At 57.4% G+C, this 12,472-nt stretch carries 14 protein-coding genes; 4 read left to right on the top strand and 10 right to left on the bottom strand.

Translation table 11 applies throughout. The features are described from left to right. The 5 genes from mnmH to ppiB all read right to left on the bottom strand — a co-directional run. A partial coding sequence (gene mnmH, locus IPZ49_RS17300; protein WP_193762855.1) for a tRNA 2-selenouridine(34) synthase MnmH occupies positions 1 to 1,046 on the bottom strand: 1,046 nt, incomplete at its 3' end. A gap of 84 nt (positions 1,047 to 1,130) precedes the next feature. Next, positions 1,131 to 2,198 (bottom strand): 5-(carboxyamino)imidazole ribonucleotide synthase, encoded by a 1,068-nt coding sequence (purK, locus tag IPZ49_RS17295; RefSeq protein ID WP_063146573.1) that lies wholly within the window; start codon positions 2,196 to 2,198, stop codon positions 1,131 to 1,133. Then, the gene (purE, locus tag IPZ49_RS17290; protein WP_023299481.1) at positions 2,195 to 2,704 is read right to left on the bottom strand and encodes a 5-(carboxyamino)imidazole ribonucleotide mutase; all 510 of its coding nucleotides are present in this window, start codon (positions 2,702 to 2,704) and stop codon (positions 2,195 to 2,197) included. Before purE ends, purK begins: the two co-directional genes overlap by 4 nt. Positions 2,705 to 2,822: 118 nt before the next feature. After that, the gene (gene lpxH / locus IPZ49_RS17285; protein WP_058646019.1) at positions 2,823 to 3,545 is read right to left on the bottom strand and encodes a UDP-2,3-diacylglucosamine diphosphatase; all 723 of its coding nucleotides are present in this window, start codon (positions 3,543 to 3,545) and stop codon (positions 2,823 to 2,825) included. Between the two features lie 3 nt (positions 3,546 to 3,548). After that, complete coding sequence (gene ppiB / locus IPZ49_RS17280; RefSeq protein WP_000256009.1) at positions 3,549 to 4,043, bottom strand: peptidylprolyl isomerase B; 495 nt, start codon at positions 4,041 to 4,043, stop codon at positions 3,549 to 3,551. 175 nt (positions 4,044 to 4,218) lie between these two features. On the opposite strand from ppiB, the gene cysS reads away from it, so the two are divergent. Further along, positions 4,219 to 5,604, top strand: coding sequence for a cysteine--tRNA ligase (gene cysS, locus IPZ49_RS17275; protein ID WP_022647300.1), 1,386 nt, complete (start codon positions 4,219 to 4,221; stop codon positions 5,602 to 5,604). An 89-nt stretch (positions 5,605 to 5,693) separates the two neighbouring features. Here the strand turns inward: cysS and IPZ49_RS17270 are convergent, their stop codons facing one another. The 5 genes from IPZ49_RS17270 to folD form a co-directional block, all read right to left on the bottom strand. Beyond that, positions 5,694 to 6,221, bottom strand: coding sequence for a metal-dependent hydrolase (locus tag IPZ49_RS17270; protein WP_063146572.1), 528 nt, complete (start codon positions 6,219 to 6,221; stop codon positions 5,694 to 5,696). A 73-nt stretch (positions 6,222 to 6,294) separates the two neighbouring features. Continuing rightward, positions 6,295 to 7,311 carry a Mal regulon transcriptional regulator MalI gene (gene malI, locus IPZ49_RS17265; protein WP_023299483.1) on the bottom strand — a complete coding sequence of 339 codons (1,017 nt, stop codon included), beginning with the start codon at positions 7,309 to 7,311 and terminating at the stop codon, positions 6,295 to 6,297. 83 nt (positions 7,312 to 7,394) lie between these two features. Further along, positions 7,395 to 8,894 carry a PTS transporter subunit EIIC gene (locus IPZ49_RS17260; protein ID WP_003858916.1) on the bottom strand — a complete coding sequence of 500 codons (1,500 nt, stop codon included), beginning with the start codon at positions 8,892 to 8,894 and terminating at the stop codon, positions 7,395 to 7,397. Positions 8,895 to 9,175: 281 nt separating this feature from the next. Next, a complete protein-coding gene (gene ybcJ, locus IPZ49_RS17255; RefSeq protein WP_022647303.1) occupies positions 9,176 to 9,388 on the bottom strand; it encodes a ribosome-associated protein YbcJ in 213 nt (70 codons plus the stop codon). Between the two features lie 2 nt (positions 9,389 to 9,390). Next, positions 9,391 to 10,257 (bottom strand): bifunctional methylenetetrahydrofolate dehydrogenase/methenyltetrahydrofolate cyclohydrolase FolD, encoded by an 867-nt coding sequence (gene folD / locus IPZ49_RS17250; RefSeq protein WP_008499332.1) that lies wholly within the window; start codon positions 10,255 to 10,257, stop codon positions 9,391 to 9,393. 311 nt (positions 10,258 to 10,568) lie between these two features. Here folD and fimA point away from each other — a divergent pair, with 311 nt between their 5' ends. The 3 genes from fimA to fimC all read left to right on the top strand — a co-directional run bounded on the left by fimA (position 10,569) and on the right by fimC (position 12,471). Beyond that, positions 10,569 to 11,132 (top strand): type 1 fimbrial major subunit FimA, encoded by a 564-nt coding sequence (gene fimA, locus IPZ49_RS17245; protein ID WP_063146571.1) that lies wholly within the window; start codon positions 10,569 to 10,571, stop codon positions 11,130 to 11,132. Between the two features lie 69 nt (positions 11,133 to 11,201). Beyond that, positions 11,202 to 11,744 carry a type 1 fimbrial protein subunit FimI gene (gene fimI, locus IPZ49_RS17240; protein ID WP_023305613.1) on the top strand — a complete coding sequence of 181 codons (543 nt, stop codon included), beginning with the start codon at positions 11,202 to 11,204 and terminating at the stop codon, positions 11,742 to 11,744. Between the two features lie 34 nt (positions 11,745 to 11,778). Then, a complete protein-coding gene (fimC, locus tag IPZ49_RS17235; RefSeq protein ID WP_022647307.1) occupies positions 11,779 to 12,471 on the top strand; it encodes a type 1 fimbria chaperone FimC in 693 nt (230 codons plus the stop codon). Position 12,472: the final 1 nt, after the last annotated feature.

Genomic DNA, 12,472 nt, shown 5'->3' with positions numbered 1-12,472 from the left:
TCTTCGTACGTCCCGCGAAAAACAATCTTCTCCGCTTTCTTCTCCAGCTGATAGCCGTACATCGGGTCGTAATAGTCCTTCAGCAGCGGCACAAGCCAGCTGAAGTGCGCGTCAGTGCTTCCAGAGCGCTGTTGTTCCAGCAGCGCGGAATCTAATAGCGCGGTAAATTCCGCGAATCGTTGCAGCCCCAGACGACGGCGGATGGCGAACAGGCCGTGATGCAGGTATTCGCTGTAGGCTTTCCAGCCCGCTTCTTCACCGTAGGCGGCAGAAAAGTCGGCCCACATGTGGTCGAAATACTCTTCGCGCAGGCGCTCAAGACGGATCTCAAACGGATCTTCGACCACCACGACAGGCGCTTCCGCCATGCGGTCGCGCAGGCACTCCGGCAGGTGGTTAGAGCCAATCATCCGGCCCTCATCCTCCAGCACCCAGCGCGCGGCATCTTTTTTTAGCAGCTCGACGGCAAGGTGATTCTCGAAGCTCGCCTGAGAAAGTTGCGGGGTGAGCGTGCGGCCAAATGACGAGCCGCGATGGTGCGCCAGCCCTTCCAGATCGATACCCTGCGCATGCTGCTTCACCAGCAGCGTTTTGCCGTTTCCGGTACAGCCACCGATAAGCACCATCGGTTTTTGTGACTGCTCAATCGTCACCTGAATTGCCGTCTGGCGCAGGGCCTTATAGCCGCCGCGGATCAGCGGATAATCGATTCCCGCCTCTTTAAGCCAGGCCTGGGAGATATGTGAGCGCTGGCCACCGCGCGCGCAGCAAAGGTAGCCCTCAGGATGGGCCAGGCTGGCTTCGCGCCAGGCGTTGATGCGCGCCTCTCGCGTCTCGCCGTTGACCAGGCTATGGCCGAGCGTCAGTGCGGCGTCCGGACCCTGGCGTTTATAGCAGGTGCCGACGGCGGCACGCTCGTCGTCGTTCATTAAGGGCAGGTTGAGTGCGGCGGGCATCGCACCCTGGACAAATTCGATCGGCGCGCGAACGTCGATTAAAGGGGTATCGGACGCGAGGATCGCGCGATAGTCCGTTCCATCGTTCATGGTGGTTCCAGAAGAAAGCTAAGCAGCAATGGGCGGGAATTGTACGCCGGGGAAGGGGAAGGTCAACTCCCCGGCGGGGGTTACTTACTTCAGTTTTGACTGCGCCCAGACAATCCCGCTCGCGTATTCTGGCGGCAGCAGGGGAACAATCGCTTCCAGCGTGGCGCTCAGGCGGTCCGTGTCGGTATCGTTCAGGTTCAGGTGGCCGACCTTACGACCCGGGCGCACCGCTTTGTCGTACCAGTGCAGGTGCACCAGCGGCAGCTTCAGCCAGTCGTAGTTCAGATCGGTGCCGATCAGGTTGATCATCACCGACGGGCTGGTCACCACCGGCTGCGGCAGCGGCAGGTCAGTGATGGCGCGCAGGTGCAGCTCGAACTGGCTGATGGAGGCACCGTTTTGCGTCCAGTGGCCGCTGTTGTGCACGCGCGGCGCAAGTTCGTTGATCAGCAGACCCGATGGCGTGACGAAACACTCCATCGCCATTACGCCCACATAGCCCAGCTCATGCATGATGGCAGAGAGCATCTCTTCCGCCTGCGCCTGCTGGTCAGCATTGGCCTGCGGGAAGGCGACGCTGGTGCGCAGAATCCCGTCCTGATGCAGGTTATGCGTTAGCGGGTAAAAAACGGTGTGCCCGTCATGCCCGCGCGCGCCCACCAGCGACACTTCACCGCTGAAGTTTATGCCCTGCTCAACGATGCACTCGCCGTAGCAGTCGTCCGGCAGCTCGGCGGTGTCGTTCGCGCGCAGGCGCCACTGCCCGCGACCGTCGTAGCCGCCGACACGACGCTTCACGATCGCCAGATCGCCCAGCATGGCGAAGACGTCATTCCACTCGCTTTTGTCGGACAACAGCTGCCACGGCGCGGTCGCAAGGCCGAGCTTGTCGAACAGCTGCTTTTGCGTCAGACGGTCGGCGATGATCGGGAAGACGTCGCGGTTCACAAAGGCGTTATGGCGCGCCAGCTCGCGGGTCAGGGCGGTTTCCGGCCAGCGTTCAATTTCGGCGGTGATCACGCTCTGATGGAACGGCACGGCTTCCGGCTCGGCGTCCAGCCCGACGGGCCAGACGGCAATACCCATCGGCTCACCGGCCTGACGTAGCATCCGGCCAAGCTGACCATTACCAAGAACGCAAACCTGCTTCATGCTGCACCCCGCGGATCCGGGTTATCCAGCACCTCGTCGGTCTGGGCTTTACGCCACTCCGCCAGGCGTTGATGTAAGTCATTATCATGCGTCGCGAGGATCTGCGCGGCCAGCAGGGCGGCATTTGCGGCACCCGCCTTACCAATCGCCAGCGTACCGACAGGGATACCGCGCGGCATCTGGACGATAGAGTACAGGCTATCAACCCCGCTTAACGCGGCGCTCTGTACCGGCACGCCCAGTACCGGCACCAGGGTTTTGGCGGCAATCATGCCCGGCAGATGTGCTGCGCCGCCCGCACCGGCAATGATCACCTCGTAACCGTTCTCTTCGGCGCTTTCGGCGAAGCTGAACAGTTTATCCGGCGTACGGTGCGCGGAAACCACTTCGACGTGGTGCGGAACATTCAGGATTTCAAAGATTTCGGCGGCGAATTGCATGGTAGCCCAGTCGCTTTTGGACCCCATCACGATGGCGACACGCGCCGGATTATTGCGGGAAGACATGCGTCTTAAAACTCCTGTGGTGCGGAACACACTGCTTTCGAGGGCACAGAGAATAGCATGTAATACCGGCAAGGAAAACGGTTGCGTGGTCGTGAAATGGGCGAAAAAACGAGGAGGGTTAAAACGGGAAGGCGATCAGTTCCACACCTTCCGGCGTGACTTTGACCATCGATCCTTCGCTGTGCCAGGCGCCTAAAACCACGCGATGGGCGGGCTCGCCGTTGGCGATAAGGGAATGCATATCGGGACGATGGGTATGGCCGTGGATCAGCCACTGAACGCGATGCTTCTCCATCACCTTCACCACCGCCTGCGGGTTGACGTCCATGATGGTCATCGATTTGCTGCTGTTGGCGGCCTTGCTGCCCGCGCGCATTCTGGCGGCGATGCGGTTGCGAATAAACAGCGGCAGGGCGAGGAACACTTTTTGGATCCACGGGGTGTGAACTTTGGCGCGAAACGCCAGGTAGCCGGTATCGTCAGTGCAGAGCGTGTCGCCGTGCATGATCAGAATATTGCGGCCATAGAGGTCAAGCACCTGCTCTTCCGGCAGCAGCGTCATGCCGCTCTCGCGGGCGTAGCGCTGGCCGATCAGGAAATCACGGTTGCCGTGAATGAAATAGCAGGGGACGCCGGAATCCACCAGCGCTTTAATGGCCGCTGCCATCTCACGGTGCAGCGGGTTCGGATCGTCGTCGCCTATCCAGGCCTCAAACAGGTCACCCAGAATGTACAGCGCATCGGCGCTTTTCGCTTCACCGCGTAAAAAACGCAGAAAACCGGCGGTTATCGCCGGTTCTTCTGTTTGCAGATGCAGATCCGCAATAAAGAGTGTCGCCACGAATTACTCGCTGACGGTCACGCTTGTGATCACAACGTCTTCTTTAGGAACGTCCTGGTGCATACCGCTGCGGCCAGTAGAAACGGCTTTGATCTTGTCGACCACGTCCATGCCTTCAACCACTTCTGCGAATACGCAGTAGCCCCAGCCTTGCAGGCTTTCGCCAGAGAAGTTCAGGAAGTCGTTGTCCGCCACGTTAATGAAGAACTGTGCGGTAGCAGAGTGCGGGGCCTGAGTACGGGCCATTGCCAGCGTACCGCGGGTGTTTTTCAGGCCGTTGTTCGCTTCGTTTTTGATCGCTTCTTTCGTCTCTTTCTGGCGCATGCCAGGCTCGAAACCGCCGCCCTGGATCATAAAGCCGTTGATCACACGGTGGAAAATAGTGTTGTTGTAGAAACCTTCGCGGCAGTAGTCCAGGAAGTTTTTAACTGTTTCAGGCGCTTTGTCATCAAAGGTTTTGATTACGATATCGCCATGATTAGTGTGGAAAGTAACCATTTTTGCATCCTGTTCCGTTATTGTGGTGCGTCGACCCGTGCTCGGGTCACATATAGGGGCTTGTTATAGCATAACCACAGGACACGATCACCTTGCATTGTGTGCTGACCGTGCTCCGAATTATGGGTATTATAAGGAACAAACAATCCACACACGTGTTTACATGGAATCTTCGATGTTAAAAATCTTTAATACAATGACGCGCCAAAAAGAGGAATTTAAACCTATCCATGCCGGGGAAGTCGGCATGTACGTGTGTGGTATTACGGTTTACGATCTCTGTCATATCGGCCATGGCCGTACCTTTGTCGCGTTCGACGTGGTGTCCCGCTACCTGCGCTTCCTGGGCTATAACCTGAAGTATGTGCGCAACATCACCGACATCGACGACAAAATCATTAAACGTGCTAATGAAAATGGCGAAAGCTTTGTCGCGCTGGTGGATCGCATGATCGCCGAAATGCACAAGGATTTTGATGCCTTGAATATTCTGCGCCCGGATAGCGAGCCGCGAGCGACCCACCATATACATGAAATCATTGAGATCACCCAAAAGCTGATCGAGCGCGGTCACGCCTATGTGGCAGACAACGGCGACGTGATGTTCTCGGTGCCGACGGACCCAACCTACGGTGCGCTTTCCCGCCAGGATCTGGACCAGCTCCAGGCCGGTGCTCGCGTGGACGTGGTTGACGTGAAGCGTAATCCGATGGACTTCGTGCTGTGGAAGATGTCCAAAGCGGGCGAACCGAGCTGGCCATCCCCGTGGGGCGAAGGGCGTCCGGGCTGGCACATTGAATGTTCCGCGATGAACTGCAAACAGCTGGGCAACCATTTCGACATCCACGGCGGCGGTTCGGATCTGATGTTCCCGCACCACGAAAATGAAATCGCGCAGTCCACCTGTGCTCACGGCGGCGAGTACGTGAACTACTGGATGCACTCCGGGATGGTGATGGTTGACCGCGAGAAGATGTCGAAATCGCTGGGTAACTTCTTCACCGTGCGCGACGTGCTGAAGTATTACGACGCGGAAACCGTGCGCTACTTCCTGATGTCCGGCCACTATCGCAGCCAGCTGAACTACAGCGAAGAGAACCTGAAGCAGGCGCGCGCTGCGCTGGAGCGTCTGTATACCGCACTGCGCGGCACCGACAGGTCTGTTCCGGCCGCTGGCGGCGAGGCGTTCGAAGCCCGCTTCGTTGAGGTCATGAACGACGACTTCAACACGCCGGAAGCCTACTCCGTGCTGTTCGACATGGCGCGTGAGGTGAATCGCCTGAAGTCAGAAGATATGGCGGCGGCGAATGCGCTGGCGTCGCATCTGCGTAAGCTCTCTTCCGTGCTCGGCCTGCTGGAGCAGGAGCCGGACGTGTTCCTGCAAAGCGGCGCGCAGGCGGACGACGGTGAAGTAGCGGAAATTGAAGCACTGATTAAAGCGCGTCTGGAAGCGCGTCAGGCGAAAGACTGGGCGGCGGCGGATGCGGCGCGTAACCGTCTGACCGAGATGGGTATTATTCTGGAAGACGGCCCGCAGGGAACGACCTGGCGTCGTAAGTAATTTTCCCCTCACCCTAACCCTCTCCCACAGGGAGAGGGGATGGTTAGGTTTTCTCCCTCTCCCTGTGGGAGAGGGCTGGGGTGAGGGCATCAGCGCGCACGTTTTCTCCACCATAACACTCCCATCAGCACCATCCCCGGCAGCCACACCCACAGCAGTTCCGAGATAATCACCTGATGCCCGTACGGCGTGGTATAGCGCGACAGTGCAAACGGCGCGACCTTAATCACCTGCCACGGTGCAAAGAAGCGCTCATCTGTCCAGGGCCACAGCCAGCCGACGCCTTTCCCGCCGGTGGTAATCGAATCCAGCAGGCTGTGCGACAGCAGCGACACGGTTAAAAACAGCCAGCAGCGCGACAGGCTGGCCCGGAACCATCGACGCCCAGCCAGCACGCAAAGTATGGGCACTACAAAGGCAAACAGCAGCGAATGAGTGAAACCGCGGTGGCCGAAAATATTCCCGTAGGCGACACCGAATTTAAACGCCAGTACGTCAGCGTCAGGCAGCATGGCGAGGACGATCCCGGCAAACAGCAGGCGGGGTGGGATGACTTTGGTTCCGAGCCCTAAGCCCAGACACAGAGGTACGGCAGCGTGGGTGATAACGGTAGGCATTGCATTTATCCATGGCAAATCATGGAAATATAGCAGTCATCACGCGCTATAAGACCCATGCTAAATTCTGAATTTACGCCGATTCCCGCGCGATAAGCTGGCCGGAGAGGGTAATACGCTGCGTTTGCAGATCCGGCTCCTTCAGCCTGCGGATCATCAGCCCTGCCGCCTGGCGGCCGGTCTCTTCACTGGCAGACGAAACGTAAGTCAGTGACGGCGACGTGAGGTTTACGTGAAGCATATCTTCAAAGCCGATCAGCGCCACCTGCTGGGTTAAAAACACGTCTTTGCCCACCGTGCGCCCCACCTGGTGAATGCCGGAGATCGAACCGATCATCGCGTCCGGCGAATGGCAGAGCAGGGCGGTAATCGTGTTGTTCTTCTCCAGCAGCTGGCGAGTCGCCATGGCCGCCGCCTGCGTATCATCGGTGCAGGCGGGAGAATATTCCTCACGCCAGACCAGGCCGTTCTGCGTCATCGCGCTGCGAAAACCGAGCAGGCGCTGCTCGCGAATACGGCACCCGTCGCGTCCGCCAATGTAGGCGATGGTGCGGTGCCCGCGCTCGATAAGATAACGCGCGGCCAGGTTCGCCGCCTGGCGGTTATCGCGCATCACCAGGTTGCATTTCTCTTCCAGCAACGACTGCGAAACCGCCACAAGCGGCAGCGGGCATTGGCGAATGTGTTCCGGGAGAGAGGCGGCGCGGGTGTCCGACGCCAGATAGATGACGCCCGCCACGCCCTGCTGCTTAAATGAGAGCAGGGTACGCTCAAGATGTTCGTCGTCGTTCAGCGGCTGACCGAGAAAAACCATATAACCCTGTTTCTCCAGCTCCTGAACGATGCTCGCCATCACTTTGATGGAAAAGCTGTCGCTGAAGTCCCGCAGGATCAGGCCGATTAAGTTGGAGGTGTTGGCGCGAAGGTTGGCAGCGGCGACGTTATGAACATAGCCCAGCGTTGTGATGGCGGCATTGACCTTCCCGATCGTCGCCTCTGAGATTTTCCCTTTCTGGCGCAGCACCAGCGACACGGTAGAAACCGACACGCCCGCATGCTTTGCAACATCAATAATGCTGACTTTCTTCAAAACCGCTCCCTGAAATTTACCGATTATCAGCCAGATAAGAGGCGTACCCCAGCGTACAGGAGACGCCTCCTTCAGGCATCTTATTATTTGCCAATCATCGTGGACATGGTCTGGGCGATAAACTGTGCTCTGGCCCCGAAAATCACCTGTATCCCGTTGTCGCCAACAAACACCACGCCGCGTGCGCCCAGCCCGTTCAGCCCGTCCCGGTCCACCGCTTCGCTCTTCGCCACTTCCAGACGCAAACGCGTGATGCAGGAGCCGACAGAATCAATGTTCTGCGCACCGCCCAGCAGGCCGATGATTTCGGTGGCAAGTTCGGAATCGGACTTGTCATTTGCGCTGGCGGTCACTTCGGTGCGGCCCGGCGTTTTCACGTCGAAACGGCGGATCACGAAGCGGAACGTGAAGTAGTAAATCAGGGCCATAGGGATACCGATGATAATGGCGCTCAGGAAGTTGGTCTGATAGCCGTTAAACGACGGCAGGATCCCGAACGACAGGTAGTCGATAAAGCCCGCCGAGAACGACTTGGCGATGTGCGCATGCAGCAGGTACATGGTCATGTACGCCAGGCCCGCCATGATGGCGTTGAAGACGTAAAGGATTGGCGCCACGAAGATAAAGGTGAACTCTACCGGCTCGGTGATGCCCGTCAGGAAGCAGGTGAGGGCGGCGGAGAAGAGAATACCGGCAGCAATTTTCTTATTCTTCGTATGCGCTTCATGGTACATCGCAAGGCACGCCGCAGGCAGCGCGAACAGCATCAGCGGGAACTCGCCCTGCATGAATTTCCCGGCGTTCTGGTAGGTATCGCTGCTGAAGGATTTCACCCCTTCTTCGAGCATCTTGAACCAGATGGTCTGGTCGCCGTGGATCACCTGACCCGCCTGGGTGGTGTAATCCCCGAACGAATACCAGAAGGAGGGATACCAGATGTGGTGCAGGCCGAGCGGGATCAACGCGCGCTCCACCAGCCCGAAGATAAAGGTCGAGGCCGCCTGGTTATCGCCGTTCACCACCACGGACAGGGCGTCGATCCCGGACTGAATATGCTGCCACACGTACGGCAGCAGCAGGCCGAGCAGGAACGACAGAAATGCCGTCGCAATCGCCACAAAACGCTTCCCGGAGAAGAAGCCGAGGAATTCCGGCAGCTGCATGGTGTGGAAGCGGTTGTAGCACCAGGCCGCGAGAATACCGCAGATCAGGCCGCCAAAGACGCCCATCTGCAACGTCGGAATGCCGACGACCATGGCGTATTTCCCGCCCTGGGAGGCCATTTCCGGCGTAATGCTCAGCACGGTGCTGATGGTGATGTTGGTGACAAACACCGAGACCGCCGCAGAGAGTGCCGCAATGCCGGATTCCGAAGCCAGACCGACGGCAGAGCCGATGGCGAACAGCATCGGCAGGTTATCAAAGATAACCCCGCCGGCGTTCATCATCAGCGGCAGGTGGAACTTATCGCCGAAGGCCAGCAGCAGGCCCGCAGCGGGAAGCAGTGAAATTGGCAGCATTAAGGCGCGACCAATCATCGATAACTTAGACAGCGATTTAACAAACCCTGATATCAGACTCATGCTGATTTCCCCCGAGTAGCGCTTTTTCGCGCTGTTATTGTAAGTAGAACGTTTTAGTAGAACGTTCTACTTATCGTGGGGAAAGTCTGAAAATCGCGCAACATAATTTTCACGTTTCGCCAGAGGGAATAGTGATTATTTGAAGTTGATCGATAATTAACCGCGAAGGGTGTGAGGGGATTGTGAGAGAAATTGCCGGGTGGCGGCTTCGCCTTACCCGGCCTACAAACGGAGACAGTACGTAGGCCCGGTAAGCGCAGCGCCACCGGGCATCAGACAGCTCAGGCCGTCACGGTCACGCTCTGACCTGCAAAGCTCACGGTCTGGCCCGCGACAATTTTGCAGCGCTTGCGGGTTTCCACCGTGCCGTCTACTTTTACCTGCCCGTCGGCGATGACGATTTTCGCCTGCGCGCCGCTTTCGCTCCAGCCTTCCAGCTTCAGCAGATCGCACAGCTCAACGTGCGGATGTTTACCTAAAGAAAAAGTTGCCATGATTACGCGTCCTCTACGTCGTGATACTCCTCGCACGCCTGCAAGGTATTCTGAATCAGTGTTGCTACCGTCATCGGGCCTACGCCGCCCGGGACCGGAGTAATATAGGAGGCTCGGGCTGCGGCATCTTCATACACCACGTCGCCAACCACTTTGCCGTTTTCCAGACGGTTAATACCCACGTCCACGACGATTGCGCCCTCTTTGATCCACTCGCCCGGAATAAAGCCCGGCTTGCCGACCGCAACGATCAGCAGATCGGCGTTTTCGACGTGATGACGCAGGTTTTTGGTGAAGCGGTGGGTGACGGTGGTGGTGCAGCCCGCCAGCAGCAGCTCCATGCTCATCGGGCGGCCCACGATGTTGGAGGCGCCAATCACCACAGCGTTCAGGCCATAGGTGTCAATGTTATAACGCTCCAGCAGCGTCACGATGCCGCGCGGGGTGCACGGACGCAGGCGCGGCGCGCGCTGGCACAGGCGGCCCACGTTATACGGATGGAAACCGTCAACGTCTTTGTCCGGCGCGATACGCTCCAGCACCTTCACGTTGTCGATGCCCGCAGGCAGCGGCAGTTGAACCAGAATGCCGTCGATCTCTTTATCGGCATTCAGGGTGTCAATCAGTTCCAGCAGTTCTGCTTCGCTGGTGGTTTCCGGCAGATCGTAAGAGCGGGAGACGAACCCCACCTCTTCACACGCTTTGCGTTTGCTGCCGACATAAATTTGCGAGGCCGGGTTGCTGCCAACCAGCACTACGGCCAGCCCTGGAGCGCGTTTTCCGGCAGCTTTACGCGCCTTCACTTTTTCCGCAACCTCAGAGCGCACCTGCTGCGCAATCGTTTTACCGTCAATAATCTTTGCTGCCATCAGAGAGAAGATTCCGTCTGTAACGTTAGAAAGGGGGGGATTACCTGTATTTTGTCAGAAGCGAGCGCCGCTGTCAGTCACCCTTTACGAGATTTCATCGATGGCCCGCAAAATCCCTTCTCAGTGCATGGTCAATTTCTTAGGGGCGATTAGGATGTGACCTGGCAAAATGGCAGCGTTTTGACATATTACAAAATAGATTCCTGAGCTACTTTGTCCTCTCCGAAATAAGCCTTCAATTTTTTAATTGAACGTATTTCTTATTCCCGAATATGCGCGGGAAGGGTTATTTACATTTTAAAGGAATAGACATGAAACTCAGCAACATTGCTTCTACTGTTATTGCAACTCTGGCCCTGGTCGCGGGTGCCGCTCACGCAGAAGATCCGGCAGCACCTGTATCTGTAAACGGTGGTACGGTGCATTTTAAAGGTGAATTAGTGAATGCCGCGTGTTCAGTGAATACTGACTCTTCAGAGCAGACGGTTAATCTCGGCCAGTACCGTACCGCGAAATTCACTAAAGTGGGTGACACCACCTCCAATATTCCCTTCACCATCGAACTGAACGACTGCGATCCTGCGGTAGCGAAAACCGCTGCTGTCGCGTTTACCGGCCAAATCGACGCCACCGACAAAACGCTGCTGGCGGTAAGCTCCGGTAACAACGACAACTCCGCGAAGGGCGTAGGCATTGAGATCCTCGACAGCAAATCCTCCACGCTGACCCCGGACGGTGCAACCTTCTCTGCGGCCCAGAACCTGATTGAAGGGACTAACACCCTGAACTTCACCGCGCGCTATAAAGCCACGGCGGCGACCACCGCGCCAGGCCAGGCAAACGCGGACGCAACATTCGTAATGAAATACGAGTAATGCCTGAGTACAGGGATGTGGCTGGCCTCAGGGAAGAGGTCTTTTGATCGCCTATACCGGGAGCGAAGGATGACAAGGACTGGGATACTGCTGTGTGCCCTTGCGATTGCCTCAGCAGTAAACGCACATACCGTTGTCATAGACGGCGGCAAAGTACACCTCAGGGGAGAGCTGGTTAACGGCGGCTGCGCCGTGGCCCCGGACAGCCAGAATATGCGCGTGGATATGGGGCAATACCGCACAAACGCCTTTTCCGGCGTCGGCAGCTTTTCCACGGTTAATGTGCCTTTCACCGTACGTCTGCTGGATTGCAGCGTGGACGTCTCCCGCACCGTGGGGATCCAGTTCCAGGGAGTGACACCGGCAGAAGACCCGCAGGTTTTCCTGGCGACATCGCGGCCGGGGGAAAATGCGGTCAGCAGTGGTGTCGGACTGGCGCTTTTTGACGAACAGCAACGTCAGATCATCCCGAACGCGACGGCAGTGAGCTGGTTACCCATTAACACCCGCGAGCTGGTATTTCATTTCAGCGCCCGCTACCGGGCTATTTCCGAACACCTTGTACCAGGCACTATTCAGTCGAATGTCTGGTTTACGTTGATTTATCCCTGACGCCTGCGAACTAATTATTAAAGGTACGGTTGTGATGAACACCCTGATTAAACCTGGACTGTTTTTAACTTTTATTTTGATGATGGTTTCTGCCAGCGCGAATGCATCCGGCGGAATTGCGCTAGGCGCGACGCGCGTTATTTATCCGGCCGATGCAAAACAAACGTCGCTGGCGATCACCAACAGCAATAAACAAGAGCGCTATTTAATTAACGCGTGGATAGAAAATGCCAACGGGCAAAAGGAAAAAACCTTTGCCGTCACGCCGCCGCTGTTTGTCAGCGAGCCGGCCAGCGAAAACACCCTGCGCATTATCTACGCAGGCCCGGCGCTGCCTGCCGATCGCGAATCACTCTTTTACATGAACGTCAAAGCGATTCCCTCCGTCAGCAAAAAACATCAGGACGGCAACAACGTCCTGCAACTGGCCATTCTGTCACGCATCAAGCTGTTTGTTCGCCCGGCTAACCTGGCGATGCCGCCGGAAGAGGCGCTCTCACAGCTGCGTTTTGAGCGCGTCGGCAACCATCTTAAGGTGAGCAATGCCTCGCCGTATTACGTCACGCTGGTCAATCTGAAGCTCGGCGGTCAGACGCTGGAGAACCTGATGGTTGCTCCGAAAAGCTCGGCGCAGCAGGTGCTGCCTGCCGCAGCGAGCGGCACGCTCTCCTGGCAGAGTGTGAATGACTACGGTGCCATTACGCCGGCGCGTAGCGTCAGCCTGTGAG

This window comes from Enterobacter cloacae complex sp. S2 (assembly GCF_015159675.1).
GTDB lineage: Bacteria > Pseudomonadota > Gammaproteobacteria > Enterobacterales > Enterobacteriaceae > Enterobacter > Enterobacter intestinihominis.
The sequence above is the reverse complement of the archived record's forward strand: the minus strand, read 5'-3'. Positions and strand labels throughout refer to the sequence as shown.